Source organism: Streptomyces fragilis, assembly GCF_003112515.1.
In the GTDB taxonomy this organism is placed as follows: domain Bacteria; phylum Actinomycetota; class Actinomycetes; order Streptomycetales; family Streptomycetaceae; genus Streptomyces; species Streptomyces fragilis.
Map to the genome: position 1 here is coordinate 90,892 of NZ_BEVZ01000007.1, position 25,614 is coordinate 116,505.

The 25,614-nt window shown below is 74.8% G+C and carries 24 protein-coding genes; 7 read left to right on the forward strand and 17 right to left on the reverse strand.

What is annotated here, in order from left to right:
- Nucleotides 1-71 precede the first annotated feature (71 nt).
- The 3 genes from Sfr03f_RS24005 to Sfr03f_RS24015 all read left to right on the forward strand — a co-directional run bounded on the left by Sfr03f_RS24005 (nucleotide 72) and on the right by Sfr03f_RS24015 (nucleotide 1,957).
- Entirely contained in the window at nucleotides 72-560 is a 489-nt protein-coding gene (locus Sfr03f_RS24005; RefSeq protein WP_108956104.1) for a universal stress protein, read from the forward strand.
- A gap of 140 nt (nucleotides 561-700) precedes the next feature.
- Nucleotides 701-958 (forward strand): hypothetical protein, encoded by a 258-nt coding sequence (locus Sfr03f_RS24010; RefSeq protein ID WP_108956105.1) that lies wholly within the window; start codon nucleotides 701-703, stop codon nucleotides 956-958.
- Nucleotides 959-1,081: 123 nt separating this feature from the next.
- Nucleotides 1,082-1,957, forward strand: coding sequence for a DMT family transporter (locus Sfr03f_RS24015; RefSeq protein ID WP_174721642.1), 876 nt, complete (start codon nucleotides 1,082-1,084; stop codon nucleotides 1,955-1,957).
- Nucleotides 1,958-1,983: 26 nt separating this feature from the next.
- Here Sfr03f_RS24015 and Sfr03f_RS24020 read toward each other — a convergent pair whose 3' ends face one another.
- The 9 genes from Sfr03f_RS24020 to infC all read right to left on the reverse strand — a co-directional run bounded on the left by Sfr03f_RS24020 (nucleotide 1,984) and on the right by infC (nucleotide 11,848).
- On the reverse strand, nucleotides 1,984-2,529 hold the full coding sequence (locus Sfr03f_RS24020; protein ID WP_108956107.1) for an NUDIX domain-containing protein: 546 nt from the start codon (nucleotides 2,527-2,529) through the stop codon (nucleotides 1,984-1,986).
- Nucleotides 2,530-2,646: 117 nt separating this feature from the next.
- Nucleotides 2,647-3,999, reverse strand: coding sequence for an NsdA family TPR-like regulatory protein (locus tag Sfr03f_RS24025; RefSeq protein ID WP_108956108.1), 1,353 nt, complete (start codon nucleotides 3,997-3,999; stop codon nucleotides 2,647-2,649).
- A 283-nt stretch (nucleotides 4,000-4,282) separates the two neighbouring features.
- On the reverse strand, nucleotides 4,283-6,793 hold the full coding sequence (gene pheT / locus Sfr03f_RS24030; protein WP_108956109.1) for a phenylalanine--tRNA ligase subunit beta: 2,511 nt from the start codon (nucleotides 6,791-6,793) through the stop codon (nucleotides 4,283-4,285).
- Nucleotides 6,793-7,926 carry a phenylalanine--tRNA ligase subunit alpha gene (pheS, locus tag Sfr03f_RS24035; protein ID WP_108956110.1) on the reverse strand — a complete coding sequence of 378 codons (1,134 nt, stop codon included), beginning with the start codon at nucleotides 7,924-7,926 and terminating at the stop codon, nucleotides 6,793-6,795. The genes pheT and pheS overlap by 1 nt, the downstream gene beginning before the upstream one ends.
- A gap of 199 nt (nucleotides 7,927-8,125) precedes the next feature.
- Entirely contained in the window at nucleotides 8,126-9,268 is a 1,143-nt protein-coding gene (locus Sfr03f_RS24040) for a sensor histidine kinase (protein WP_108956111.1), read from the reverse strand.
- A 50-nt stretch (nucleotides 9,269-9,318) separates the two neighbouring features.
- The gene (locus Sfr03f_RS24045) at nucleotides 9,319-10,182 is read right to left on the reverse strand and encodes a TrmH family RNA methyltransferase (RefSeq protein ID WP_108956112.1); all 864 of its coding nucleotides are present in this window, start codon (nucleotides 10,180-10,182) and stop codon (nucleotides 9,319-9,321) included.
- Between the two features lie 207 nt (nucleotides 10,183-10,389).
- The gene (gene rplT, locus Sfr03f_RS24050) at nucleotides 10,390-10,773 is read right to left on the reverse strand and encodes a 50S ribosomal protein L20 (protein WP_108956113.1); all 384 of its coding nucleotides are present in this window, start codon (nucleotides 10,771-10,773) and stop codon (nucleotides 10,390-10,392) included.
- 102 nt (nucleotides 10,774-10,875) lie between these two features.
- Nucleotides 10,876-11,070 (reverse strand): 50S ribosomal protein L35, encoded by a 195-nt coding sequence (gene rpmI / locus Sfr03f_RS24055; RefSeq protein WP_007829094.1) that lies wholly within the window; start codon nucleotides 11,068-11,070, stop codon nucleotides 10,876-10,878.
- 127 nt (nucleotides 11,071-11,197) lie between these two features.
- Entirely contained in the window at nucleotides 11,198-11,848 is a 651-nt protein-coding gene (gene infC / locus Sfr03f_RS24060) for a translation initiation factor IF-3 (RefSeq protein ID WP_108956114.1), read from the reverse strand.
- A 414-nt stretch (nucleotides 11,849-12,262) separates the two neighbouring features.
- On the opposite strand from infC, the gene Sfr03f_RS24065 reads away from it, so the two are divergent.
- Nucleotides 12,263-12,616 carry a DUF1844 domain-containing protein gene (locus Sfr03f_RS24065; protein WP_108956115.1) on the forward strand — a complete coding sequence of 118 codons (354 nt, stop codon included), beginning with the start codon at nucleotides 12,263-12,265 and terminating at the stop codon, nucleotides 12,614-12,616.
- An 85-nt stretch (nucleotides 12,617-12,701) separates the two neighbouring features.
- Here Sfr03f_RS24065 and Sfr03f_RS24070 read toward each other — a convergent pair whose 3' ends face one another.
- The 3 genes from Sfr03f_RS24070 to Sfr03f_RS24080 form a co-directional block, all read right to left on the reverse strand.
- A complete protein-coding gene (locus Sfr03f_RS24070) occupies nucleotides 12,702-13,427 on the reverse strand; it encodes an SseB family protein (RefSeq protein ID WP_108956116.1) in 726 nt (241 codons plus the stop codon).
- Between the two features lie 98 nt (nucleotides 13,428-13,525).
- Nucleotides 13,526-14,737, reverse strand: a complete 1,212-nt coding sequence (gene mycP, locus Sfr03f_RS24075; RefSeq protein WP_108956216.1) for a type VII secretion-associated serine protease mycosin — start codon at nucleotides 14,735-14,737, stop codon at nucleotides 13,526-13,528.
- 62 nt (nucleotides 14,738-14,799) lie between these two features.
- A complete protein-coding gene (locus tag Sfr03f_RS24080; RefSeq protein ID WP_159105730.1) occupies nucleotides 14,800-15,918 on the reverse strand; it encodes a hypothetical protein in 1,119 nt (372 codons plus the stop codon).
- A gap of 139 nt (nucleotides 15,919-16,057) precedes the next feature.
- On the opposite strand from Sfr03f_RS24080, the gene Sfr03f_RS24085 reads away from it, so the two are divergent.
- Nucleotides 16,058-17,260 (forward strand): amino acid deaminase/aldolase, encoded by a 1,203-nt coding sequence (locus Sfr03f_RS24085; protein WP_108956118.1) that lies wholly within the window; start codon nucleotides 16,058-16,060, stop codon nucleotides 17,258-17,260.
- A gap of 81 nt (nucleotides 17,261-17,341) precedes the next feature.
- Here Sfr03f_RS24085 and Sfr03f_RS24090 read toward each other — a convergent pair whose 3' ends face one another.
- The 4 genes from Sfr03f_RS24090 to Sfr03f_RS24105 are packed head-to-tail and all read right to left on the reverse strand — an operon-like array spanning nucleotide 17,342 to nucleotide 22,219.
- Complete coding sequence (locus Sfr03f_RS24090; RefSeq protein ID WP_108956119.1) at nucleotides 17,342-18,619, reverse strand: haloacid dehalogenase-like hydrolase; 1,278 nt, start codon at nucleotides 18,617-18,619, stop codon at nucleotides 17,342-17,344.
- 27 nt (nucleotides 18,620-18,646) lie between these two features.
- Nucleotides 18,647-19,438, reverse strand: a complete 792-nt coding sequence (locus Sfr03f_RS24095) for a 3-oxoacyl-ACP reductase (RefSeq protein WP_108956120.1) — start codon at nucleotides 19,436-19,438, stop codon at nucleotides 18,647-18,649.
- Nucleotides 19,435-20,829: an aldehyde dehydrogenase family protein gene (locus Sfr03f_RS24100; RefSeq protein WP_108956121.1), complete on the reverse strand. Its 1,395-nt coding sequence runs from the start codon at nucleotides 20,827-20,829 to the stop codon at nucleotides 19,435-19,437. Before Sfr03f_RS24100 ends, Sfr03f_RS24095 begins: the two co-directional genes overlap by 4 nt.
- A 25-nt stretch (nucleotides 20,830-20,854) precedes the next feature.
- Nucleotides 20,855-22,219, reverse strand: a complete 1,365-nt coding sequence (locus Sfr03f_RS24105; protein WP_108956122.1) for a glutamine synthetase family protein — start codon at nucleotides 22,217-22,219, stop codon at nucleotides 20,855-20,857.
- A 202-nt stretch (nucleotides 22,220-22,421) separates the two neighbouring features.
- On the opposite strand from Sfr03f_RS24105, the gene Sfr03f_RS24110 reads away from it, so the two are divergent.
- A complete protein-coding gene (locus Sfr03f_RS24110) occupies nucleotides 22,422-23,120 on the forward strand; it encodes a gamma-glutamyl-gamma-aminobutyrate hydrolase family protein (RefSeq protein WP_108956123.1) in 699 nt (232 codons plus the stop codon).
- 199 nt (nucleotides 23,121-23,319) lie between these two features.
- On the opposite strand, the gene Sfr03f_RS24115 is transcribed toward Sfr03f_RS24110, so the two are convergent.
- On the reverse strand, nucleotides 23,320-24,258 hold the full coding sequence (locus Sfr03f_RS24115; RefSeq protein WP_108956124.1) for a LysR family transcriptional regulator: 939 nt from the start codon (nucleotides 24,256-24,258) through the stop codon (nucleotides 23,320-23,322).
- 70 nt (nucleotides 24,259-24,328) lie between these two features.
- Here Sfr03f_RS24115 and Sfr03f_RS24120 point away from each other — a divergent pair, with 70 nt between their 5' ends.
- Nucleotides 24,329-25,594: a TDT family transporter gene (locus Sfr03f_RS24120; RefSeq protein WP_108956125.1), complete on the forward strand. Its 1,266-nt coding sequence runs from the start codon at nucleotides 24,329-24,331 to the stop codon at nucleotides 25,592-25,594.
- Nucleotides 25,595-25,614: the final 20 nt, after the last annotated feature.

The window sequence follows — 25,614 nt, forward strand, 5'->3', positions numbered from 1 at the left end:
GGTCCCGAATGTACTGTTTGTCGGGACATGGCGCGCCCCCGGCGGCGCCCGGCGCCGAAGGAGGAGGCAGGATGGCCGACCAGCGGGAGCAGGGGGAGCCGGGCCGCGTGGTGGTCGGGGTGGACGGGTCGGCCCCGTCCAGGGCCGCGTTGCGGTGGGCGGTCCGGTACGCGGAACGCACCGGGGGGACGGTGGAGGCGCTGAACGCCTGGGACTTCCCCCACTTCCACGGCAGCCTGGGGTGGCTGCCCCCGCCGAGCAGCGACGAGGCGGCCCTGCGGACGCGCGCGCTGGAGGAGCTGGAGGAGGCGGTGCTGGAGACCGCGGGCCCCCGGCCACAGGCGCCCGTCCACAGCGAGGTGCGGTACGGCACGGCCGCCGGCGTGCTGATCGACGCGTCCCGGGGCGCCGAACTGCTGGTGGTCGGGGCGCGCGGACTCGGGGGTTTCTCCGGGCTGCTGCTGGGGTCGGTGTCCCAGCACTGCGTGCAGCACGCCGCCTGCCCGGTGGTGGTGATCCGCCACACCGAGGGCGACGACACCGGTGATGACGCAGCGTGACGCGGTTTCACACTCCGTGTGAGCCGGGGGTGCGCATATGCCAGACGCACACTCTCCCACGCTTCCCCGCCGGCGCTGTTGACTGCTGGTACGACAATCGGCCGGCCGAGGCCGGAGGTCGGTGAGGGAAGGAGCGAACGGTGAACGCCACCCCCGAACAGCCGGTGGTGCCCAAGGAGGTCGCCGAGCTGCGCCGCCGCTGCGACGTGGCGCAGGCACGCGTCGACGGCGGACTGGCCCTGCTCGGCCACCGCGCCGAGGAGACGGCGAAGGAGCTGGACGCCCTCGCCGAGCGGGTAACCGCGCTGGAACGCAACCGCTGGCCCCTGCGGGCGGTGGCCACGCTCGCCTCCCTGGGAGCGCTGGCCGTGACCGTCTGGCAGGCCGTGGGCAACTGATCCGCGGTGGCCGGCCGCGCCACCGGCCGGCCCCCCGGTGGGCGGCCGCGGACCGTGACCACCACTCGCACGCTCGCACGTCGCAGCACGCCCTCCGGGCCGCACGCACGCATGATGGTGCGGGTGATCAGCGTCCTCTTCGCCGTGCTCACCGCGTTCAGCAACGGCACGGCAACGGTGCTGCAGCGCCAGGCCGCCCGCCGGATCCCCGACGACCAGACGATGCGGCTGTCCCTCTTCGGGCGGCTGCTGCGGCAGAAGGTGTGGCTGGCGGGCATCGCCATGGTGATCGTGGCCGCCGTCTGCCAGGCGGTGGCCCTGGCCACCGGACCGATCGCCCTGGTCCAGCCGATCTTCGTGATCGAGCTGCCGGCGACCCTGCTGATCGCGGGCCTGATCACCCGTACCCGGGTACGGGGCCGCCTGTGGGCCGGCGTGGCCGCGGTGACGGGCGGGCTGGCGCTCGCCCTCGCCTCCGCCGACCCGGTCGGCGGGCACGGAGGCGTCGACGGGGAGACCTGGGTCCTCGCGCTGCTGGCGACCGCCGCCTTCGAGACCGCGCTGATCGTCGCCGCGCGGAGCACGCGCGGCGACGCCCGCGGCGCGCTGCTGGGTCTGGCGGCGGCCTGCGCGTACTCGCTGACCGCGGCGCTGATGAAGGACGCGATGGCACGGCTGGACGCCGGCGGCGTGGGGGCGCTGCTGACGGCGTGGCAGCTCTACGCCACCGCCGCCGTGGGGGTGGGCGCGCTGTTCCTGCTGCAGAACGCCCTCCAGGCCGGCTCGCTGGTCGCAGTCCAGCCGATGCTCACCCTCGGCGACGCGCTGATCAGCGTCTGCTTCGGGGTGACGCTGTTCGGCGAGCACGTGCGCACCGGCTGGTGGCTGCTGCCGCAGCTGGCCGGGCTGGCCCTGATCGCCCTCGGCTGCGTCGTCCTGGCCCGCTCCCCCCTGGCCGCGGGAGGAGGCGCGGAGGGCGCCCCCTCCCCCGCCCCGTAGACGGGAGCGGCGCGCCGGCGGGTGGGTCAGGCCGCCGGGTCGTGGCCGAGCCGCAGGTGGTGCAGGAGCAGCAGCGCGGCCGCCATGCCGGAGGCGGGAACCTCGCCCCGGGCGACCAGGTCGGGAACGAGCTTCAGCGGCACCCACTCCCGCCGCTGGGACTCGAAGTCGTCCACCGGAGGACCGGCGAACTCCCCGCCCTCGGCCCAGTACACGTGATGCCGGGCGTCGGTGAGCCCGTTGCTCGGCTCGACGCTCATCAGGTGCCGCAGCGGCCCCGGCCGCCAGCCGGTCTCCTCCTCCAGCTCACGCGCCGCCGCCGCCACGAGGTCCTCCCCGTCCTCCACCACCCCCGCGGCCAGCTCCCACCCCCAGCTGTCGGTGATGAACCGGTGCCGCCACAACAGCAGCGCCTCGTCGGCCTCGTTGACGATCGTGGCCACGGCGACGGGCCGCATGCGGATCAGGTAGTGGTCCAGGTGCCGCCCGTCGGGCAGCCGGACGTCGGCCAGGTTGACGTCGAACCACCGGTTTCCGTACACGTGTTGCTCACTCAGTTTCGCCCACTGCATGTTTCTGCCACCTTTCGACGGTTCTCGACGAGTGAGTGGCAATATCGCAGCAGCGCGGGGGCCGGCAGCAGGGCCCATGAGGGAGCGGAACGGCTCGCGGTACGGCTCGTGCGGGGCCTACCGCAGCGGCACCCGCAGCGCCGCGTCGATGAGTTCGGCCGCCTCGCGGGTGGCCGCGCAGTCGTTGCGCAGCAGGTGTTCGCGCACCGTGCGCAGCCGGTCCCGGAGCCTCTGCGACTCCACGCCTCGGGCCAGCCGGGCCATCTCCGCGGCGGTGACGGCCGCCTTGTCCGCGTCCCCGCGGCGCAGTTCGATCTGGCTGAGCATGGCCAGCCGGTGCACCCGGCCGCGGTCGTGCGCCGGAGTGCCTACGGCTGCCTCGGCGTGCGCTCCGGCGGCGGTCAGGTCGCCGAGGCTCAGCAGCGCCTCCGCCACCTGCACGTTGACCAGGCCCGGCTGGACGTAGCCGGTCTCGTCGGGTTCGTGGCCGCGGTGGATGCGCTCGGCGGCCTGCTCCGCCCGCCGGATGCGGGCGAGCGCGCCCGCGCCGTCGCCGAGGTGTGCGTACGCCTTGGCCTGCATGGCGTAGAGGTCGGAGGCCAGGGCCGGGGTGATGTCCCGCCCGGCCGTGCGTAACGCCGCCTCCGCGAACGCGACGGCCTGGCGGAACTCCCGCATGAACAGGGCCTGGTTGACGAGCAGGGCGATGACGTACGCGCCCAGCCCGCGGTCGCCGCTGGCCTTCGCCAGCCGCAGCGCCTGGTGGAAGTACCGCTGGGCGAGGCCCTGGGCGTCGGAGTCGTAGGCGCAGATCCCGGCCACGGCGACCAACGCGCCTGTGGCGCGGTGCAGTTGGCGCCCCGTGGAGTCGGGGTAACTGCCCCGCAGCAGCGGAGCCGCCTCGTTGTTGAGGAAGCCGACCACCCGGGCGCGGGTCGCCACCCCGCCGGCCTTGCGGTACATGTGCTCGTAGTGGGTGCGCGCCGCCCGCAGCGTCTCGATGTCGTCCGGGGACACCCGCAGGCTGCCGCCGCGGGAGACGTCGGCGTCCTCCGGCGGGTTCTCCCACTCCCACACCGGCATCACGGCCGGCGTCCCGGTCACGGCGGGCGCGCCCAGGACGTGCGGCCGCTGGAGTTCGTCGGAGCGCCACAGCGCGGTGGCGCGGTCCACGAAGCCGGACAGCGAACCCGCGTGCGGCGAGGCGGGCGCTCCGGGGACGCCGAGGCCGATGTCGTCCAGCGTCACCGGACGGCGCAGGCGGGCGGAGAGCACCTCGCAGATCAGGTCCGGCACCTGGCCGCGGGGCCGCTGCCCCTTCAGCCACCGGGCCACGGCGGTGTGTTCGTAGCGCAGGGGCAGGCCGCGGGCCTGCCCGGCGGCGTTCACCCGGGCGGCCAGACCGGCGTGCGAGACGCCCGCCTCGTCGAGGAGCGCGTCCAGCAGGGTGTTGGGCTGTCTCGGGGTCATGTGGGGTGCCCTCCGGTGCCTCGGTTCCGCCAGGGTAGTGGGTCCCGGTTCACACGGGGTGCGAACGGAACGCCGCATGAGGCCCGGTACGCGTGCTTACGCCACTCCGGGGCGGCACGGTTCCCTGGTCGCTCGGCGGGCCGCCGTCTCCCCCCTCACGCCACCGACGCCGGCCCGCCGTCCACCCCTTCCCCCGCACGGCTTCCCCCCGCACGGACGCGGGCCCGCCCTCCGGTGAGGAGGACGGGCCCGCGTCCGGGTGGAGCCCCGGTGGTCCCGGCGGTCACGCCCCGCGCAGCACCGCGCCGAAGCGCTCGGCCGCCGTGGCGACCGCGGCGTCGCGGGCGGCCGAGGCCTCGTCCGCGGTCAGCGTCCGGTCGGCCGCGCGGAAGCGCAGCGCGTAGGCGAGGGACTTGCGGCCGTCGCCCAGCTGCTCCTCGTTGTGGTAGACGTCGAACAGCCGGATGGCCTCCAGCAGTTCGCCCGCCCCCTCGCGCAGCGCGGCCTCGACCTCGGCGGCCGGGACGGCCTGGTCGACGACGAGCGCCACGTCCTGGGTGGCGACCGGCATGGCGGAGATCCGCGGCGCGCTCGGCACACCGGCCGAGGCGCGCTCCAGCGCGTCCAGGTCGATCTCCATGGCCGAGGTCCGGGCCGGCAGGCCCAGCGTCTTCAGCACGCCGGGGTGCAGCTCGCCGGCGTGGCCGATCACCCGCTCCTCGCCGTCGAGCACCACCAGCAGCTCGGCGCAGCGGCCCGGGTGCCACGGCTCGTACTGGCCCTTGCGGACGATCAGCTCGGTCCCCGCCTCACGGGCGAGGATCCGGGCCGCCTCGACGGCGTCGGCCCAGTCGGACGGGCGTCCCTTGCCCCACCAGCCGGCCTGCTCACGGGCGCCGGCCAGGACGACCGCGGCGTGCTTGGGCTGGTCGGGCAGCGCCGCCTGGAGGGTGGCGAGGTCCTCGTCGGCGGGGCGGCCGTGCACCGGCAGGATGCCGGCGACGCTCCGCTCGGCCTTCGGGTGGAAGACCAGGCCCGTCTCGAAGAGCGCGAGGTCGTGCGAGCCGCGGCCGTCGTTGCGCCGCAGCGCGCCGAGCAGGCCCGGCAGCAGCGTGGTGCGCAGCGCCGGCTCCTCGTCGGAGAGCGGGTTGACGAGGGTGACCAGGGTGCGCCGCGGGTCGTCGGCGGGGACGTTCAGCTGGTCGAGGACCGCGGTGCCCATGAACGGGTAGGTGAGCGCCTCGACGTAGCCGGCGGCGGCCAGCGCGCGGCCGATCCGGCGGTGCAGCCGCTGGCGGGGGGTGAGCCCGCGTCCGGCCGGGGGCCTGGGCAGCGTGGAGGGCAGGTTCTCGTAGCCCTCGAGCCGGATGACCTCCTCGGCGAGGTCGTTCGGGTCGGTGAGGTCGGGCCGCCAGGACGGCACGGACACGACGAGCTCGTCCTGCCCGTAGACGTCGCAGCCGATCTCCTGCAGGCGGCGCACCACCGTCTCGCGGCCGTACGTCATGCCCGCCACCTTGTCGGGGTGGTCGGCCGGGATGGTGATGGTGGCCGGCGCGGAGGGCGCGACGACCTCGGTGACGCCCGCGTCGGCGGTGCCGCCGGCCAGCAGCACCAGCAGGTCCACGGTGCGCTGCGCTGCGGCCGCCGCGGCCAGCGGGTCGACGCCCCGCTCGAAGCGGCGGGATGCCTCGCTGGACAGCTTGTGCCGGCGCGCGGTGCGGGCGATGGCGATCGGGTCGAAGTGGGCCGACTCGATGACCACCTCGGTGGTGTGGCTCTCCAGACCGTCACCGATCTCCGTGTGGGCGCCGCCCATGACGCCGGCCAGGCCGATCGGCCCGCGGTCGTCGACGATGACCAGGTCCTCGGGGTCGAGGGTGCGGGTCACGTCGTCCAGCGTGGTGAGCTTCTCGCCCTTCTCCGCCCGGCGCACGCCGATCGCGCCCTGGACACGGGTGCGGTCGTAGGCGTGCAGCGGCTGGCCGAGCTCCAGCATCACGTAGTTGGTGATGTCGACGGCCAGCGAGATCGGGCGCATGCCGGCCTTCTGGAGGCGGCGCTTGAGCCAGATCGGCGAGCGGGTCTCCGGCTCGATGCCGGTGACGGTGCGGGCGGTGAACCGGTCGCAGCCGCGCGGGTCGGTGATCTGGACGGGGTAGCCGAACGCGTTGGGCGCGGGCACGTCGAGCAGCGCCGGGTCGCGCAGCGGCAGGCCGTAGGCGGTGGCGGTCTCGCGGGCGACGCCGCGCATCGACAGGCAGTAACCCCGGTCGGGGGTGACCGCGATGTCGAGGACCTCGTCGACCAGCTCCAGCAGCTCGATGGCGTCGGTGCCCACCTCGTGCTCGGGCGGCAGGACGATGATGCCGTGGCTGCCGTCGTCGCCCATGCCGAGCTCGTCGGTGGAGCAGATCATGCCGTGCGAGACCTTGCCGTAGGTCTTGCGGGCGGCGATGTGGAACCCGCCGGGCAGGGTGGCGCCGGGCAGGACCACGACGACCTTGTCGCCGACGGAGAAGTTCCGGGCGCCGCAGACGATCTCCTGCGGCTCACCGGTGCCGTTGGCCTGGCCGACGTCGACGGTGCAGAAGCGGATGGGCTTCTTGAAGCCCTCCAGCTCCTCGATGGTCAGCACCTGGCCGACGACCAGCGGGCCCTTGAGGTCGGCGCCGAGCTGCTCGACGGTCTCGACCTCCAGACCGGCCGAAATGAGCTTGGCCTGGACGTCGCGCCCGGTCTCCGTCGCCGGCAGGTCGACGTACTCCCGCAGCCAAGAAAGCGGGACCCGCATCAGATCTCCATCCCGAACGGCCGGGTGAACCGGACGTCACCCTCGACCATGTCTCGCATGTCTTCGACGTTGTGGCGGAACATCAGCATCCGCTCGATGCCGAACCCGAAGGCGAAGCCGCTGTACTTCTCCGGGTCGACGCCGCAGGCGGTCAGCACCCGCGGGTTGACCATGCCGCAGCCGCCCAGCTCGATCCAGCCCTCGCTGGAGCAGGTGCGGCAGGGACGGTCGGGGTTGCCGATCGACTCGCCCTTGCAGACGTAGCAGAGCATGTCCATCTCGGCGGACGGCTCGGTGAACGGGAAGAAGTTCGGCCGCAGCCGGGTCTTCATGTCCGCGCCGAACAGCGCCTGCACCATGTGGTCCAGGGTGCCCTTGAGGTCCGCCATGGTCAGGCCCTCGTCGACGGCGAGGAGCTCGATCTGGTGGAAGACGGGGGTGTGCGTGGCGTCCAGCTCGTCGGTGCGGTAGACGCGGCCCGGGCAGACCACGTAGACCGGGGGCTCCCGGTCGAGCAGGGCGCGCGCCTGCACCGGGGAGGTGTGGGTGCGCAGCACGACGCCGGACTCGCCGTCGGTGGTTCCGGGGCCCTGCGGTCCCTCGACGAAGAAGGTGTCCTGCATCTGCCGGGCCGGGTGGTCCGGGCCGAAGTTCAGGGCGTCGAAGTTGAACCACTCCGCCTCGACCTCGGGGCCCTCGGCGATCTCGTAGCCCATCGAGACGAAGACGTCCGCGACGCGCTCCATCATGGTGGTCAGCGGGTGGCGGGCGCCGGCCGGGACGCGGTCGTAGGGGAGGGTGACGTCCACCGACTCCTCGACCAGGACACGGGCGTCGCGCTCGGCCTCCAGCTCGGCCTGACGGACGGCGAGGGCCTTGTTGACGGCGCCGCGGGCCTGACCCACGCGCTTGCCCGCCTCGGCCTTGGCCTGCGGCGGCAGGGCGCCGATCTCGCGGTTGGCGAGAGCCAGCGGCGAGGCGCCGCCGGCGTGGGCGGTCTTCGCCTCCTGGAGGGCCTCGAGCGAGTCGGCGGCGGCGAAGGCGGCGAGCGCCTCGTCCCGCATGCGCTCGATGTTTTCCGGTTTCAACGCCTCGACCTCTACCGGGTCGTACGACTTATTCGGTGCCGACATCTCTTCCCGTGCTCTTCCGATTGGCTGGCTGGAGTGGCCCCGCCGGGACGGCCTGTCCTGGGCCGCCGTCCGGGTGGTGGGACGACGTGTCCCGGGAACGGGGACACAAAGGTGCCAGGGGCCGAGTCTAACGGGGCGGGTATGCGCTGCTGCGCCCGTGGGCCGCGGTCCGGCGTCGGTGACCTCTGGAGGTGGTCCCTCAGAGGAGGTACGCCGGGGTGCCCACGGGCAGGGTAAATCGGAACTGGGCGCCGCCGGAGGCGGCCCGCCCTACCGTGATGACCCCGGAGTGGGCCTCGACGATGCCCTTGACGATGTAGAGCCCGAGGCCGGTGCCACCGCGCTTGCTGCCCCGCCAGAAGCGGGTGAAGACGCGGTTCATGGACTCCTCCGGGATGCCGGGGCCCTCGTCGCTCACCGTGACCGACGTGGCGGCCTCCTCCCCTTCGCGGGGCGAGGCCTGGGCCGTGACGTCGATGGTGACAGTCCCGCCGCCGTGGCGCACGGCGTTTTCCAGCAGGTTGCCGAGCACCTGGTCGATCTTGTCGGGGTCGGCCCACAAGCCGGGCAGCGGCCGCTCGACGCGCAGCCGGAACCGGTCGGGGCTCTGGCCGGCGGCGACGTAGGCCTGGATGTGGCGGTCGACGGCGGCGGCGATGTCGACGGGCTGGCGGCGCAGCTCCAGACGGCCCGAGTCGATGCGGGAGATGTCGAGGAGCTCCGCGATCAGCCGGGTGACGCGGTCGGCGTCGGCATCGACGGTCTCCAGCATCAGCCGCTTCTGGTCGTCGGTGAAGCGCTCCCACTTGGCCAGCAGGGTGGCCGTGAAGCCCTTGACGGAGGTGAGCGGCGAGCGCAGCTCGTGGGCGACGGTGGCGATCAGCTCGGCGTGGCTGCGCTCGGTGCGGCGGCGGGCCTCGGTGTCGCGCAGGCACACCACCACCCGGCGCACCGGACCGGTGGGGCGCTCACGGACGTACCGGGCGGAGACCAGGACCTCGCGGCCGCCGGGCAGCAGCAGGTTGCGCTCCGGCTGGCGGGTGCGGATGGTGAGTCCGTCGTACGGGTCGGTCAGCCGCCACCAGCGGCGGCCCTCCAGGTCCTCCAGCGGGAGGGCCCGCTCCAGGGACAGTCCGAGGGCCTCCCCGGCCGGGGTGGCGGTGATGCGCTCGGCGGCGGCGTTGAAGCAGACCACCCGGCCGCGCTCGTCGGCGACCACCAGGCCGTCGGGCAGCTCGTCGGGGCCCACCGCGGGCGGGTCCGGCGCGTCCTCGCGCGCGGGCGGCGCGCCCGGCGCGGTGCCGGACGGCCTGCCCGTTGGTGTCCTGGTGCCGACGCTCATCCCCGTACCCGCCTCTGTCTGTTGGGAGGGCCCCCGAGGCAGTCACCCTACTAGCTGTCGGTGACGGAGCGGCACCCTCCGGCGGCGCGCTGTGCACGGGCGGACGCGTAGAGGCACACGGCGGCGGCCGTGGCGAGGTTGAGGCTCTCGGCCTTGCCGTGGATCGGGACGCGCACCACGGCGTCCGCGAGCGCGCGGGTCTCCTCCGGCAGGCCCCAGGCCTCGTTGCCGAAGACCCAGGCGGTGGGCCCGCCCATGGAGCCGGTGTCCAGCTCGTGGTCGAGGTCGTGGGTGCCCGCGCCGTCCGCGGCCAGCACGCTCACACCGGCCTCCTTGAGCCCGGCGACGGCCCGCTCGACGGGCACCCCGACCGCCACCGGCAGGTGGAAGTGGGAGCCGACGGAGGCGCGGACGGCCTTCGGGTTGTACAGGTCGACGGAGGCGTCGGTGAGCACCACGGCCTCGGCGCCCGCCGCGTCGGCGCAGCGCAGCACGGTGCCCGCGTTGCCGGGGTCGCGGACGTTGGCGAGGACGGCGACCAGCCGCGGACGGGCCCGGAGGATCTCCTCGAACGGGGTGTCCAGGAAGCGGCAGACGCCGACCAGGCCCTGCGGGGTGACGGTGGTGGAGATGTCGGCGATCACCTGCTCGTCCGCCAGGTGGACCCGGGCGCCGGCCGAGCGGGCGTCGCCGACGATGTCCGGGTAGCGGTCGGCAGCCTCGGGCGTGCTGAACAGCTCCACCAGCGTGGCCGTGCCCGTCTCCCCGCGGTGCGCCGCCGCCTCGCGGACCGCCTGCGGCCCCTCGGCGAGGAAGAGCCGCTCCTTGCTCCGGAAGTTCCGCTTCGCCAGCCGCCGGGCTGCGGCGACACGAGGGGAACGCGGGGAGATCAGCTCGGGGGCTGCGGAGGGCATGGGCTCACCTTCGGAAGAAGCGGGAACGACGGGGCCTCGGAGCCGGCGCCCGTCGCGAGGGAGGGCGCGGGGGCCGCGGGCGGGGCGGGCGGCGCGGGGCCGGGCGGTGGGGGGCCGGGCGGTGGGGCGGTCCCCACACACGTCCGGACCCGCAGGCCGTCAGGCCTGCGGGTCCGGAGTGTCACAGCCGGTGTTCACCGGCAGACGTCACGCGGCCTTCGGCGCGTTCACGTCCGAGGGGAGCGCCTTCTGCGCGACCTCGATCAGGGCCGCGAAGGCGGTGGCGTCGTTGACGGCGAGCTCCGCGAGGATCTTGCGGTCCACCTCGACGTTGGCGGCCTTCAGACCCTGGATGAAGCGGTTGTACGTCATGCCGTTGGCGCGGGCAGCGGCGTTGATGCGCTGGATCCACAGCTGACGGAAGTCGCCCTTGCGCTTCTTGCGGTCGTTGTAGTTGTAGACCAGCGAGTGGGTGACCTGCTCCTTGGCCTTGCGGTACAGGCGCGAACGCTGACCGCGGTAGCCGGAGGCCTGCTCGAGGATCGCCCGGCGCTTCTTGTGGGCGTTGACTGCCCGCTTGACGCGTGCCACTTTTTAACTCCTTGTAGCGGGGCCGCGGTGGTTGGTCACACGGCCCGGAAACGACTTGGGTCCCGGTCTTGACTGACGTCCGGCGGCCGGGCCGCCGGGGCGTCACTTGCCGAGAAGCTTCTTGATCTTCTTGGCGTCGCCCGGGGCCATCTCGGCGTTGCCGGTGAGGCGACGCGTCAGACGGGACGACTTGTGCTCGAGCAGGTGGCGCTTGCCGGCGCGCTCACGGAGCACCTTGCCGGAGCCGGTGACCTTGAAGCGCTTGCTGGCACCGCTGTGCGACTTGTTCTTCGGCATAGCGCCGTTCTCTCCTCGTCGGTGGCGCTCCGGTGCCCGGTGCGGCTGCCTGTCGGCGGCCAGGCCGGGCACGGTGCGGAGCGTCGCTCTGTTGTGCTGGACAATCCCGGACTCGCGTCCAGGAGGATCAGGCGTCGGTCGAAGCCTCTGCCTGGCCGTCGGCGGGAGCCTCGGCCTCGGCGGCGTTCTGCGACTTGCCGGGGTTGGCCTTCGCGTCCGCCTTGCGGGCCGCCTGGGCCTCGCGGGCCTCGGCCATCGCCTCGGTCTTCTTCTTGTGCGGACCGAGGACCATGATCATGTTGCGGCCGTCCTGCTTCGGGTTCGACTCCACGAACCCGAGGTCGGCCACATCCTCCGCGAGACGCTGCAGCAGTCGGTAGCCCAGCTCGGGGCGGGACTGCTCACGACCGCGGAACATGATCGTGATCTTGACCTTGTCACCCTGCTTGAGGAACCGGACGACGTGACCCTTCTTGGTGTCGTAGTCGTGCGGGTCGATCTTCGGCCGGAGCTTCATCTCCTTGATGACCGTGTGCGCCTGGTTCTTGCGCGCCTCACGGGCCTTCATGGCCGACTCGTACTTGAACTTCCCGTAGTCCATGAGCTTGCACACGGGCGGACGGGCGTTCGCCGCGACCTCGACCAGGTCCAGGTCGTACTCCTGCGCAAGCTCCAGGGCCTTGGCAAGCGGGACAATCCCGACCTGCTCGCCGCTGGGACCGACAAGTCGCACCTCGGGAACGCGAATCCGGTCGTTGATGCGGGGCTCGGCGCTGATGGATCCTCCTCGGTAGCACCACGCGGCAGCCTGGTGTGACAGCCGCGGACGTCTGTGTCTTCGTCGGACCTAACCGCGCCGGGGCAAGAAAAATGCCCCGCACGGTCTCACAGGCGGGGCTCCTCGAACTGCTACCGGAGCACCGCCGCGATCGTCGCGGGGCGCGCATTCGGCGAACGACGTCCTGGACGGACGGCCTTCGCTGACCGGTGACCCGCCGCCCTGAGGGCAGCCAGGTGGGAGTTCGAAGGACTCCACTTGTGGGCCGGGTCCGCGTCTGGTGACACACGTGTCCGGCCGGTCGTGGACACAAGATTAGCAGGTCGCCGGGCGCGGCGCTAACCCGGTGGCGCACGCGCGGCGGCGGTGGTCCCGCGCGAGGACGGGGCCCGGCCTGCGCCTATCGTGTGGGGCATGAGTGAGAGTTCTGAGACGCCCGACTTCGACGCCATGACCCGTGACATCGCGGAGGTCCCCGCCGTCGAGGTCATCGTGACGGTCGCCGTGAACCTGATGAGCGCCGCCGCGGTCAACCTCGGGCTCACCGACGAGGGCGACAAGTACAAGGACCTCGACGAGGCCCGCAAGCTGATCCACGCCCTGGCCGGCCTGCTGGACGCGAGCGCCACCGAGATCAGCTCCTTCCACGCCGCCCCGCTGAAGGACGGCCTGAAGTCGCTGCAGCTCGCCTTCCGCGAGGCGTCAGCCGTCGCGGACGAGCCGGGTCAGGGCCCGGGCGAGAAGTACACGGGCCCCGTCTGGGGCTGACGCCCGCACTCGGCGCGCGCGACGCGGCGTACGAGACGCACGCGCACGAACGCGCAGCGCATCCAACGCTCGGTGCACGAAACGCTCAGCGCACGTACAGGGGCTCGCCCGGCAGCGAGGTTCCGGCCGGCACCACCGCCAGGTCGAGACCGCGCAGCAGGCGGGCCCTCAGCGTCTCGTCCCGCGCGAGCCGGCCCGCCAGCGAGCGGACCACCGCCGGGGCGGCGTCCGGGTCGTCCAGCACCAGCGCGAGCATCCCGTCCCGCTCCCCCGGCAGCAGGTACGCCCTCCCCACCGCGGGTTCGGCGGCGACCGTCTCGCGGACCGCGGCGGCGACGGCGGGGTCGGCCGACGGGTCGAGTGAGGTGCGGCCCTCGGCCAGCGCCAGCAGCGCCGGGCGGTTCAGCTCGTAGGCCACCGGTCCGGCCAGGTCCAGCACGATCGTGTCCGCCTTCTCGTGCGCGGCGGCGCTCAGCGCCTGGCCCAGCGGGACGGCGACGGGGCGGGCGGCCGGGTCCCACAGGGCCAGTGCCTCGGTGGAGGTGAAGGCGGGCAGCGCGGTGCGGTCGCCTGCCTTCAGGGTCGGCACGGCCATGTCACTGGTCTTCTCCCGGCGCAGGCCGTTCTCGTCCACCTCCACCTCGCCGAGGACGGCGACCACGGGAACGAGGAGGCGGGCGTCCTTCAGCGCCTCCAGCACGGGGCCGTGCGCGGTGCGGTCCTTCGACCAGGCCTCGAGGGCGGCGGCGAGGCGGGGGTCCGCGGAGCCGTCGTCGTCGGCGAACCCGGGGTCGGGGATGTTCTTGTTCACGCCCCCGACCCTATCGCCGCCCCCGGAACCGCCTCACAGCGGTCGAACGCCTCGGCCGGGGGCCCGACGGCGCCGCAGGCGTGGCCGCCGGGCGCGGTTCAGCGGCGCCGCAGGCGGGGCCGGGCGAGGACGGCGGCGCCCAGCACGAGGCCCGCGCCCACCGCCGCGGCGGGGAACGCCCAGCCCGGGGCGTCGGGCTCGCCCGCCGCCTCGCCGGGCCCGTCCCCGAAGTACCGGTCGGCGTACTGCGCGGCCACCCGCCGCTCGTCCGGCCCGCTCTTCTCCGCGGCCTCGAGCGCGGCGACGGGGTTCACCAGCCCGTGGCCGCGGGAGTCGTCGCGCCCGCCCTTCGGCGGGTCCTCGGCGGTCTCCTCGATCAGCCGCTTGACCTCGGAGGGCGTGAGCTCGGGATGCTCCGACTTGAGCAGCGCCGCCGTCCCCGACACCCACGCGGCCGCCGCGCTGGTGCCCCAGCCCTCGTAGTACTGGCCGTCCGGGTCGGCCGTCACCACGTCCACGCCCGGCGCGCTGACCGTGGCGTACCACCGCCGGGTGGAGAAGTCGGCCCGCCGGCCGTCGCGGTCCACCGCCGTCACCGCGATGACGCCGGGGTAGGCCGCCGGGTAGGAGACCCGGTTGCCGGACGCGCCGCCGTTGCCGGCCGAGGCCACCACGACGACGCCCTTGGCCAGCGCGTACTGCACTGCCTCGTCCTGCTCGGGCTCGGGGTGGGCGGACTTGGAGTCGTCGCCCAGCGAGAGGTTGATGACGTCCGCGCCGTGGTCGACGGCCCACCGGATGCCCTCGGCCAGCGCGTTCGCGCGGGTCCGCCGGGCCTTGGCCAGCTGCGGGTCGTCCTCCTCGAGGATGACCCGCACCGGCATGATCCGGGCCTCCGGGGCGAGCCCCATCACGCCGTCGCCGTGGTTCCAGCCGTGGCCGTGCCCGGCGATGATGCCCGCCATGGCGGTGCCGTGCCCCGCCCAGGCCTCGTCGCCCGGCCCGGCGCCGAAGCCGACCAGGTCCTTGCCGGTCAGCACGTTGCCCGCCAGGTCCCGGTGGTCCGCGTCGACCCCGGTGTCCAGCACGGCGACGGTGACGCCCGCGCCGCGCGTGGTCCGCCAGGCCTGCTCCGCGCGCAGCTCGCGCAGTGCCCACTGTCCGTCCCGGATCAGGTCGGCGTGCGCCACGGTCGTCGGCTGCAGCACCAGCACCGCGCCCAGCACGGCGCCCAGGCCCGCCACCCGGCGGCCGGAAGCCGCCCCGCGACGCCGCGGGGCGGTCCGGCGTGCGGGGGCGTCCTCGGACACCGCCCGGCGGGGCCGCCGGGCGTCGGCGTGGCCGGGGGTGCGAGGGGCGTGGGGGGTGTGGGTCACGACGGGGTCTCCCGGGGCGGGGCGACGGTGCTGCGGAGGTCCCGGGCGAACAGTCCGGTCAGCCGGCCCGCGTCGTGGCCCAGCCCGGCCTGCGCGGGCGCGGAGTCGACGGCGCCCTGCAGCGCGTCCGGGGCCGGCACCGGCTCGGCCACTTCCCGCCCGTCGGCCCAGCCGGAGACGGCGTAGACGACGACGGGCGCCTCGGTGAGCACGTCCAGCGCCCACGAGGCGCGCTGCTCGTCGCCGAACCCCTCGGCGAGGGTGCCCTCGGCCGCGTACGGGCGCGGCAGCCGGTCGGCGCTGCGGTCCAGCCGGCCCTTGGCCACCTTGGTGCGCAGTGCGCGCATCTGGTCGGCGTCCCCCTCGGTGAAGAGCAGGCCGACGGTGATCAGGTGGCTGCGGGTGGCGTCGGTGTAGGTGGCGCGCAGCAGGCGTTCGCAGCCGACCGCGGCGAGCGTCCTGTGCAGCGCGGGGTCGAAGGCGTCGGAGCAGTCGCCGTCGGGGGCGACCGCGACGCGCTTCCAGGTGCGGTCGGCGCCGCCGGGGCCGAGGTCCCGGCCCTTGACGGAGGGCGGGAAGAGTTCGTCGACCGGGGTGGTGCGCCACAGTTCGCGGGCCTCGGTGAAGGCGTCCGCCCCGCCGTCGGCCCCGCCGGTGATCCCCGCGGTGACGCCGGCGGCGAGCAGTCCGGTGCCCAGCAGCCCGCAGGCCAGCGCCGCGCCCAGTCGCCCGCGCGGGCGTACCGGAGCGGGAGTGGGGGCGGGGGTGGGGGCGGGCGCCAGGGGTCCGAAGGCCGGGGCGGAGGAGGCGGCGGGTGCGGCGGAGGTCGACGTGCCGGCGGCCGGCGGGCCCCACCGCGGAGGCTCGGGCGCCGGGCGCCGGGCCGGTCCCGGCGGCACGGGGCGCAGGCGGACGGTGGTCTCCTGCGCCGTCTGCCGGGCTCCCACGGCCGGGGACGTGTCGGGGAACCGCGCGGTCGCCGCGGGCGGGGGCGGCGTCTTGGACCCGGTGGCCTGCTCGGTCTCGCCGCGCTGCGGGGAACGGGGCGCGGCGGAGGGCGGCGGGTCGTGCGGCGGCCGGACCGGCGGCGCCGGACGGCGCGCTTCCGTGCTCATCTCCACCCCCGCCTCGTGCCTGGTGTGCGCGTCACTCTACGGCCAGACGCCGCCGGTACGGGAACCGGTTCTCCCGGGCGCGGCATCTGCCCGGATCGTCCCCCTACCCTGGCGTGCCCATGCCTGGCACGCTGCGACCATGACAGCCCGAGCCGCCGACCGGGCCCGGTACGACCGGGCCACCGCCCATCTCGACGCCCCCCTGGCCGTCGTCGACCTGGAGGCCTTCGACGCCAACGCCGACGACCTGGTCCGCCGGGCCGGGGGCAAACCCGTGCGGGTGGCCAGCAAGTCGGTCCGCTGCCGGCCGCTGCTGGAGCGCGTCCTGGCACGGCCGGGGTTCGCGGGGATCATGTCGTTCACCCTGGCCGAGTCCCTGTGGCTGGCCCGGGGCGGCTTCGACGACGTGCTCTGCGCCTACCCGTCGGCGGACCGCTCCGCCTTCGCCGAGCTGTGCGCCGACCCCAAGCTCGCCGCCGCGGTGACGGTGATGGTCGACGACCCGGCGCAGCTGCGGCTGATCGAGGCGGCGCGCGGGGAGGGCCGGGAGACGGTCCGGGTCTGCCTCGAGCTGGACACCTCGCTGCGGCTGCTGGGCGGGCGGATCCGGGTGGGCGCCCGCCGCTCCCCGCTGCACGCCCCGGAGCAGGTGGCCGAGATGGCGCGCGCGGTGGCCGGCCGGCCGGGGTTCCGGCTGGTCGGCGTGATGGCGTACGAGGGCCATGTCGCCGGGGTGGGCGACGCGGTGGCCGGGAAGCCGCTGAAGTCGCGTGCGGTGCGGCTGATGCAGGCCGCCGCCCGCCGCGAGCTGGCGGACCGGCGGGCGGCTGCGGTCCGGGCGGTGCGCGAGGTCGCCCCGCACCTGGAGTTCGTCAACGGCGGCGGCACGGGGAGCGTGCAGCACACGGTGGCGGAGGAGGCGGTCACCGAGGTGGCCGCGGGATCGGGGCTGTTCGCTCCGCGGCTCTTCGACCACTACACGTCCTTCCGGGCCCGCCCGGCCGCCCTGTTCGCCCAGCCGGTGGTGCGGCGGTCGGGCGTGGGCGCGGTGACGGTGCTGGGCGGCGGTTACCCGGCGTCCGGCGCCCCCGGGAAGGACCGGCTCCCGCAGCCGTACCTGCCGGAGGGGCTGAGGTACGACCCGATGGAGGGCGCCGGCGAGGTGCAGACGCCGTTGCTGGGGGCGGCCGCGGACGACCTGCTGGTCGGCGACCGGGTGTGGTTCCGTCACGCCAAGGCGGGCGAGCTGTGCGAACGCTTCGACACGCTGCACCTGGTGGAGGGCGACCGGGTCGTCGGCGCGGCCCCCACCTACCGGGGCGAGGGCATGACCTTCCTCTAGGCCGCCGGCCGCCGGCCGCCGGCCACCGGGGCCGGTCGGTCAGGGCTCACGGCGCCGTCGTCCCGCCCCGGTGGGCGGCGGCTACCGGGGCTGGTCGGGGATCACGGTGCCGTCGTCCCGCCGCACCGGGGCTCCGCTCCCGTCGGGCAGGGTGAACGCCGTCGTCGAGCAGGGGTAGCGGCCGCGCGGCGGCGCGAGCGGCTCGAGGAACATCGGCTGGACCAGCCACCTGCCGTCCGCGTCGTCGAGCGCCCGGCACATGATCTCCGGCTTGTGCCGGTCGAGCACCACCCTCAGTCCGGTGGCGTCGCCCACGAAGGTGACGTCGGTGTCCGCGTCGCCGGCGCCCAGCGCGGGACGGCGCGCGGGCCGCTGCCGCTGCCAGGCGGCGGCGCCCCGTACCCCGTAGATCCGCTCGTTGATCCAGCAGCGCTTGCCCTCGACGTAGGGGATCGCCTCGCCCCGGTTGACGCCCACTCCCCCGCAGCCCTCGGCGTCCATGGTGATCCGCCCCCGCGCGTCCGTGACGGCGCGGATGGCGACGGTGTGCCGGGCGTCCACGCCGAGCGCCCTCGACCAGACCTCGGTGACGGGCTCGAAGCCGGCGGAGACCACGTGGACCGCGAACCCGGCCCGCCGCAGGGCCGCGACGAGTTCGCGCTGCTGTTCGTAGTAGCGCACGTACGCCGGGACGGACCGGGTGCCCAGCCGGACCGTGGAGCCGACCGGTGCAGCCAGCGCCTCCTCGCGGGCCGCCGCGGCCACCTCGCGGACCTCCTGTTCGGTGAGTCCGGCGAACAGCCGGGGGACCCAGGCGTACTGGGGGACGGTGCGGCGGTGGTTCCACGAGCCGGCGAAGGCCCTGACGCCCGCGGCGGTCCGCCCGGTCTCGCGGATCAGCGAGATCTCGTCGGCGCAGGCGGGCATCGCGGAGGTGGGCATCGCCCCGCCGGCGGGCTTGCGTCCGCACGCCGCGCGCAGGGCGCCCTCGGCGGCGGGGGTGAGCCACGGGCTGGTGTCGGACCAGTCGGCGGGCCGCCGGAGCCGGTCGTGGCGCAGCGCCCAGGAGAGGGTGGCGTCGGTGACGTCGTTCTTGACGAGCGTGTTGTCCCAGTCGAAGACGGCGACCGGGCGCGCCCCGCGGTGGCCGGTGGCGCACGGCCCCACGGTGTCGATCAGACGCTGCAGCCGCTCCCGGTTGCCGTCGGCCCACTTCCCGCTGAGGCGGGGGCAGTCGCCGGCCGGCGCCGCCTCCCGGGGCGCGGCCGGCGCGGGGGCGGCCGCGGCCACCAGGGCGGTGACCGCGGCGAGGGTCCGGGCGGCCCGGAGGAGCAGGCGTCGTCGCTTCAGGTGTCCCATATGCCCGGGACCGTACACCTCTGCCCGCTACAGGGGCGTGACGTACGCGCCCGCAATGCCGCCGTCGACGAGGAAGTCGGTGGCGTTGACGAAGGAGGAGTCGTCGCTGGCGAGGAAGGCCACGGCGGCGGCGATCTCCTCGGGCTCCGCGAACCGGCCGACGGGGATGTGCACGAGCCGGCGCGCGGCCCGCTCGGGGTCCTTGGCGAACAGCTCCCGCAGCAGCGGGGTGTTGACCGGCCCCGGGCACAGGGCGTTGACGCGGATGCCCTCGCGGGCGAACTGCACGCCCAGTTCCCGGGACATCGCGAGCACGCCGCCCTTGGAGGCGGTGTAGGAGATCTGCGAGGTGGCCGCGCCCATCCGGGCGACGAAGGACGCCGTGTTGATGATCGACCCCTTCCCCTGGCGCCGCATGTACGGGATGGCGGCCTTGCAGCACAGGAACACCGAGGTCAGGTTGACCTCCTGGACCCGCTTCCACGCCTCCAGGCCGGTGTCCAGGATGGAGTCGTCGTCCGGCGGCGAGATGCCCGCGTTGTTGAACGCCACATCCACCGACCCGTACGTCTCGAACGCCGTGCGGAACAACGCCTCCACCTGCTCCGGGTCGGTGACGTCCACCTGCACGAACAGGCCCCCCGCCTCGTCCGCGGCGGCCTTGCCGGAACTCGCGTCGACGTCGCCGCACACCACGTGCGCGCCCTCCGCGGCCAGACGGCGCACGGCCGCCAGGCCGATGCCGCTGCCCGCCCCGGTGACCACGGCGGTACGGCCCACGAGGCGGCGGCAGACGGGCTGCCCGCTGGTGTCGGTCATCGGTCGGACCCTTCCGTGCTGATGAAGACGTTCTTGGTCTCGGTGAAGGCGGCCAGCGCGTCCGGGCCGAGCTCCCGGCCGAGCCCGGAGGAGCCGAAGCCGCCGAACGGCGTCCAGTACCGCACGCTGCTGTGCGAGTTGACCGACAGGTTGCCGGCCCGCACGGCCCGGGAGACCCGCAGGGCGCGGCCCACGTCACGGGTCCACAGGGAGCCGGCCAGCCCGTACTCGGTGTCGTTGGCGAGCCGGACCGCGTCGGCCTCGTCCTCGAAGGGCAGCACGACGGCCACCGGCCCGAAGATCTCCTCGCGGGCCGCCGGCGCGTGCGGCGCGACACCGGTGAGCACGGTCGGCGGGAACCAGAAGCCGGGGCCCTCGGGCGCCCGGCCGCGGATCGCGGGCACGGCGCCCTGGGCCACGGCGCCGTCCACCAGGGTGCGCACCCTCTCGAGCTGGGTGCGGGAGATCAGCGGGCCCATCTGCGTCCGCTCGTCCGCGGGGTCGCCCACCCTGACGGACGCGACCGCGGGCTCCAGCAGTTCCAGGAAGCGGTCGTACACCGGGCGCTGCACCAGGATCCGGGTGCGGGCGCAGCAGTCCTGCCCGGCGTTGTCGAGGAACGACATCGGGGCGCCGGCCGCCGCGGCCTCCAGGTCGGCGTCGGCGAAGACGATGTTGGGACTCTTGCCGCCGAGTTCCAGGGTGACCCGCTTCACCCGGTCGGAGCAGAGGGCCATCACGTGTCTGCCGACGCGGGTGGAACCGGTGAAGACGATCTTGGCGACGCCGGGGTGGCGGACCAGTGCCTCGCCCGCGACGTCGCCGCGCCCGGGCAGCACCTGGAGCAGGTGCTCGGGAAGCCCCGCCTCGAGGGCGAGTTCGGCCAGGCGCAGCGCGGTGAGCGGGGTGGTCTCGGCGGGCTTGAGGACCACCGCGTTGCCCGCCGCGAGCGCGGGCGCGAACCCCCAGGCGGCGATGGGCATCGGGAAGTTCCACGGCACGATGACACCCACCACGCCGAGCGGCTCGAGGAAGGTGACGTCGACGCCGCCGGCCACCGGGATCTGACGGCCGTTGAGCCGCTCCACGCCGCCCGCCGCGTAGTCCAGCAGGTCGCGGACGTTGCCGGCCTCCCAGCGCGCGTTGCCGGCGGTGTGCCCGGCCTCGCGGATCTCCGTCCGGGCCAGTTCCTCGACGTGCTCGTCGACGACGGCCGCGAACCGCCGCAGCAGGCGGGCGCGTTCGCCGGGGGCCAGGGCCGCCCACGCGGTCTGCGCGCGGGCGGCCCGGCGCACGGCCGTGTCGACGTCCTCCTCGGTGGCTCCGGCGACGGTGGCGATCACCTCCGCCGTGGCCGGGTCGAGCACGTCGAGGTCGTACGGGTTGCTCATGCCGTTCCGTTCTCGGCGGTGTGCCTCAGAGCCGTTCGAAGGAGCGGCGCAGCTCCCAGTCGGTGACCGCGGCGTCGTAGGCGGCGACCTCGACGCGGGCCATGTTCAGGTAGTGGTCGACCACCTCGTCGCCGAAGGCGGAGCGGGCGATGTCGCTGTGCTCCCACAGGTCGGCGGCGTCCCGCAGCGTGCCGGGCACCCGGGCGTAGCCGGCCGCGTAGGCGTTCCCGGCGCAGGCCTCGGGGAGTTCGAGCTTCTGGTCGATGCCGTGCAGGCCGGCCGCTATCAGGCCGGCCAGGGCGAGGTAGGGGTTGACGTCGCCGCCGGGCAGCCGGTTCTCGAACCGCAGCGACTGCCCGTGTCCCACGACGCGCAGCGCGCAGGTGCGGTTGTCGTGGCCCCAGGCGACGGCGGTGGGCGCGAACGAGCCGGGCTGGAAACGCTTGTAGGAGTTGATGTTCGGGGCGTACAGCAGGGTGAACTCCCGCAGTGCGGCGAGCTGTCCGGCCAGGAAGTACCGCATGGTCTCCGACATGCCGTCCTCGCCGTCGCCGGACATCACGCTGCGGCCGTCGGTGTCCCACAGCGAGAGGTGGACGTGGCAGGAGTTGCCCTCGCGTTCGTTGTACTTGGCCATGAAGGTCAGCGAGAGGCCCTCCTGCGCGGCGATCTCCTTCGCCCCGGTCTTGTACAGGGCGTGCTGGTCGCAGGTGGTGAGCGCCTCGTCGTAGCGGAACGCGATCTCGTGCTGCCCGGGGTTGCACTCCCCCTTGGCGGACTCCACGACCATCCCGGCGGCGGCCATCTCGTTGCGGATGCGGCGCAGCAGCGGCTCCATCCGGCCGGTGCCGAGCACCGAGTAGTCGACGTTGTACTGGTTGGCCGGGGTGAGGCCGCGGTATCCGGCGTCCCAGGCCTGCTCGTAGGTGTCCTTGAAGACGATGAACTCCAGCTCGGTGCCCGCCTTGGCGGTCAGTCCGTGGGCGGCCAGCCGGTCCAGCTGGCGGCGCAGGATCTGACGGGGCGACTCGGCGACGGGGCTGCCGTCGGACCAGGCGAGGTCGGCGGTGAGCAGGGCGGTGCCGGGGTGCCAGGGGATCCGCCGCAGGGTGCTGACGTCGGGGTACATGGCGAAGTCGCCGTAGCCGCGGTCCCAGGAGGACATCGCGTAGCCGTCGACGGTGTTCATCTCGGTGTCCACGGCCAGCAGGTAGTTGCAGCCCTCGGTGCCGTGGTCGAGCACCTCGTCGAGGAAGAAGCGGGCGGCGAACCGCTTGCCCTGCAGCCGTCCCTGCATGTCGGTGAAGGCGAGCACGACGGTGTCGATCTCCCCTGCGGTCACCAGGGCCTTGAGTTCGTCGACGCCGAGGTGGGGTGTGCGGTCGGCCACGGGAAGGTCCTCCTTCAGGCTCGCGCACAGGCCCTTCGGCCTGCCGCGGTCCTTAACGTACGGTTCGGGGCGTTCACCGGGGAAGGGGGCACGACGGGGGTTCCCGGGGCGCCCTCCGCCCCCGAGGGCTCCGGTTCCCTCAGGTTGAAAACCTGAACGGGACCCACAAGGGTGTGCGGCAGGACCGTGGGAGGAGTGCCGTATGTCCGGACGTCCGTTGATCGGGGTCAGCACCTACCTGGAGGCAGGGGTGCGGTGGGGCTCGTGGGAGCTGGACGCGGCGCTGCTGCCGTCCGGCTACCACCGGCTGGTGCAGCAGGCCGGGGGCATCGCGGCGCTGCTGCCGCCGGACGCGCCGGAGCTGGCGGCGGAGGCGGTCGCCCGGCTCGACGGCCTGCTGATCGCGGGCGGCCCGGACGTCGACCCCGCGCGCTACGGCGCGGAGCGCGACCCGCGCACGGGGCCGCCGGCGCCGGAGCGGGACGCGTGGGAACTGGCGCTGGTCGGGGCGGCGCTGGAGGCGCGGGTGCCGCTGCTCGGGGTCTGCCGCGGCATGCAGCTGCTCAACGTCGCGCTCGGGGGCACGCTCGTGCAGCACCTCGACGGGCACGCCGGGACGCCGGGCGCGTTCGGGCGGCACCCGGTGGCTCCGGTCCCCGGCACCCGGTACGCGGAACTGGTCCCGGAGGTGACGTCGGTGCCCACCTTCCACCACCAGGCGGTGGACCGGCTGGGCGCGGGGCTGGTGGTCGCGGCGCGGGCGGTGTCCGACGGGACGGTCGAGGCGGTCGAGCGGCCGGGGCCCGACCTCGTCCTCGGCGTCCAGTGGCACCCCGAGATGGGCACCGACCTCCGCCTCCTCCACGCCCTGGTGCACGCCTCCGCTTTGACCCGCGCGTAGGGGGGCCGCGGCCGGGGTGCCCCTTGTTGACGGTGACGCCGGGCCTTGACCCGCGCGTAGGGGGGCCTGCGGGCCGGTGCCGCCCGGCCGTGGACTGCGGGCAGTGCTGCCCGGCCGTGGCTTCGCGGGCGGCACCGCCCGGCCGGGGCGCGCGGGCGGGGACCGCCCCCGTGCCACGGCCGGGGCGCGCGGCGCGGAGTCAGACGCGGGTGAGGGCGAGGAGTTCGCGGGCGGGGCCGACGGGGCGGTGGCCGGCGGGCCAGACGGCGCGGAGGTCGCGGCCGAGCCGCAGGGACGGGTCCAGCCGCACGGGAACCAGCCGCCGTGCCGCGACCTCCTCCGCGACCGCCAGCTCGCTGACCACCGCGGGCCCCGCCCCGCCGACCGCCGCCGTCTTGACCGCCGTCGTCGAGGACAGCTCGATCAGCGGCCGGGTGAGCCCGCCCAGCGCGACCTCCAGCACCTGCCGCGTCCCCGACCCCTCCTCGCGCAGGATCAGCGGCGTGCGGGCGAGTTCCCCGGCCGTCACCGGCTGCCGCCGCCGCGCCCACGGGTGCCCGGGCGCGACGACCACCAGCAGCAGGTCGTGCGCGACGACCGCCGAGTCCAGCCCCTCCGGCACGCTGAGCCCCTCCACGAACCCGAGGTCGGCCTCGTCGGACCGCACCCGCCGCGCCACCTCCGCCGAGTTGCCCGCGTGCAGCGAGACCGCCGTGCCGGGCCGCCGCTCGCTCAGCGCGATCAGCCATCCCGGCAGCAGGTACTCGGCGATCGTCATGCTGGCCGCGACCCGCAGCCGGGAGTCCCGCCGGTCCTTGAGCGCCTGCGTGCCCGCGTCGAACGCCGCCGCCGCCTCGACCACCTTGCGGGCCCAGTCCGCCACCAGCTGCCCGGTGTCGGTGAGCCGGGAGCCGCGCGGCGAGCGGTCCACCAGGGCGAGCCCGAGGTGGCGTTCCATCGACCGCACCCGGCTGCTGGCCGCCGGCTGCGAGACGCCCAGCTCGCGGGCCGCCCGGCCCAGACTTCCCAGCCTGGCCACCGCCAGCAGCAGCTCCAGCGCCCCGAGGTCCGGCACCCGGTGGGCGAGGGACCCGGCCACGTAGGAGGCGTCGTGCTGGTCGTCGGGGCGGCTGCTCATAACCTCAGCTTATGTCCTCATAGGAACGGGCCCTCTGCCCGCCCCGGGGCCCGCGCCGGAGGCTGGGGACATGATCCGCGCTGTACGTCATCTCGGCCCCAACTGGTACGCGTCCGTGATGGGCACGGCCGTCCTCGGCACCGCCGGCGCGGGGCTCCCGTCCGGTCTCGGGGAGGCGCGCGACCTCTGGGCCGGTCTGTGGGCGCTGTCCCTGCTGATGCTGGTGGCGCTGCTGACCGCCCGCGCCCTGCACTGGCGTCACCACGGCGACCAGGCCCGCCGCCACCTGCTGGACCCGGCCGTGGCCCCGTTCTACGGCTGCCAGTCGATGGCACTGCTGGCCGTGGGCGGCGGCGCGGTCACGGTCGGCCGGGACTGGATCGGCCTGCCCGCCGCCGTCGCCCTGGACGTCGTGCTGTTCGCCGCCGGCACGCTGACGGGCCTGACGGCGGCCGTCGCCGTCCCGTACCTGATGGTGGTGCGCCACCGCCCCGCCCTCGCCGACGCGTCCCCCACGTGGCTGCTGCCGCTGGTCGCGCCGATGGTGTCGGCGGCGCTGGGCCCGCTGCTGGTCCCGTACCTGCCGCAGGGCGCCGCCCGCGAGAGCGTGTCGACACTGTGCCTGGCGCTCTTCGGCCTGAGTCTGCTGGCGGTGCTGGTCACCCTGCCCGTGGTGTTCGCCCGGCTCCTCACCGGCGGACCGCCGCCCCTGGCCCTCACCCCGACACTGTTCCTGGTCCTGGGCCCGCTGGGCCAGTCGGCCACCGCCGCGGGCAACCTCGCGGCCGTCGCGCCGGGCGTCGCCCCCGCCCGGTACGCCGAGGTGGCGGACGTCGCGGCGGTGCTCTACGGCGTCCCGGTGACCGGCTTCGCCCTGCTGTGGCTGGCCCTCGCCGCCGCGCTGGCGGTGCGCGCGGTCCGCGCGGGCATGGGCTTCTCGATGGCCTGGTGGGCGTTCACCTTCCCGGTGGGCACCTGCGTGACCGGGGCGACCGCGCTGGGACACCGGACGGGGCTCGCCGTGTTCGACGCCCTCGCGATGACCCTGTACGCGCTGCTGCTCGCCGCCTGGGCCGCCGCCGCGTTCGGCACCGCGCGGGGCCTCCTGCGCGGCGAGCTCCTGGCCGGCCCGCCGGCCGCCGCACCGCTGCCCGCAGTGCCGCCCTCCACCGCTCCGGCACAGGCCGCCTCGACCGGAACCGCTCCGGCACAAGCCGCTTCGACCGGAACCGCTCCGGCACAGGCCGCCTCGACCCGATCCGCTCCCGCACAAGCCGCTCCGGCAGGACGGGCCTCCGCCGGAACCGCCTCCGGGCGCACCCCGGCGACGGTCTGACCCCGGGCGGGGCGGGGCGT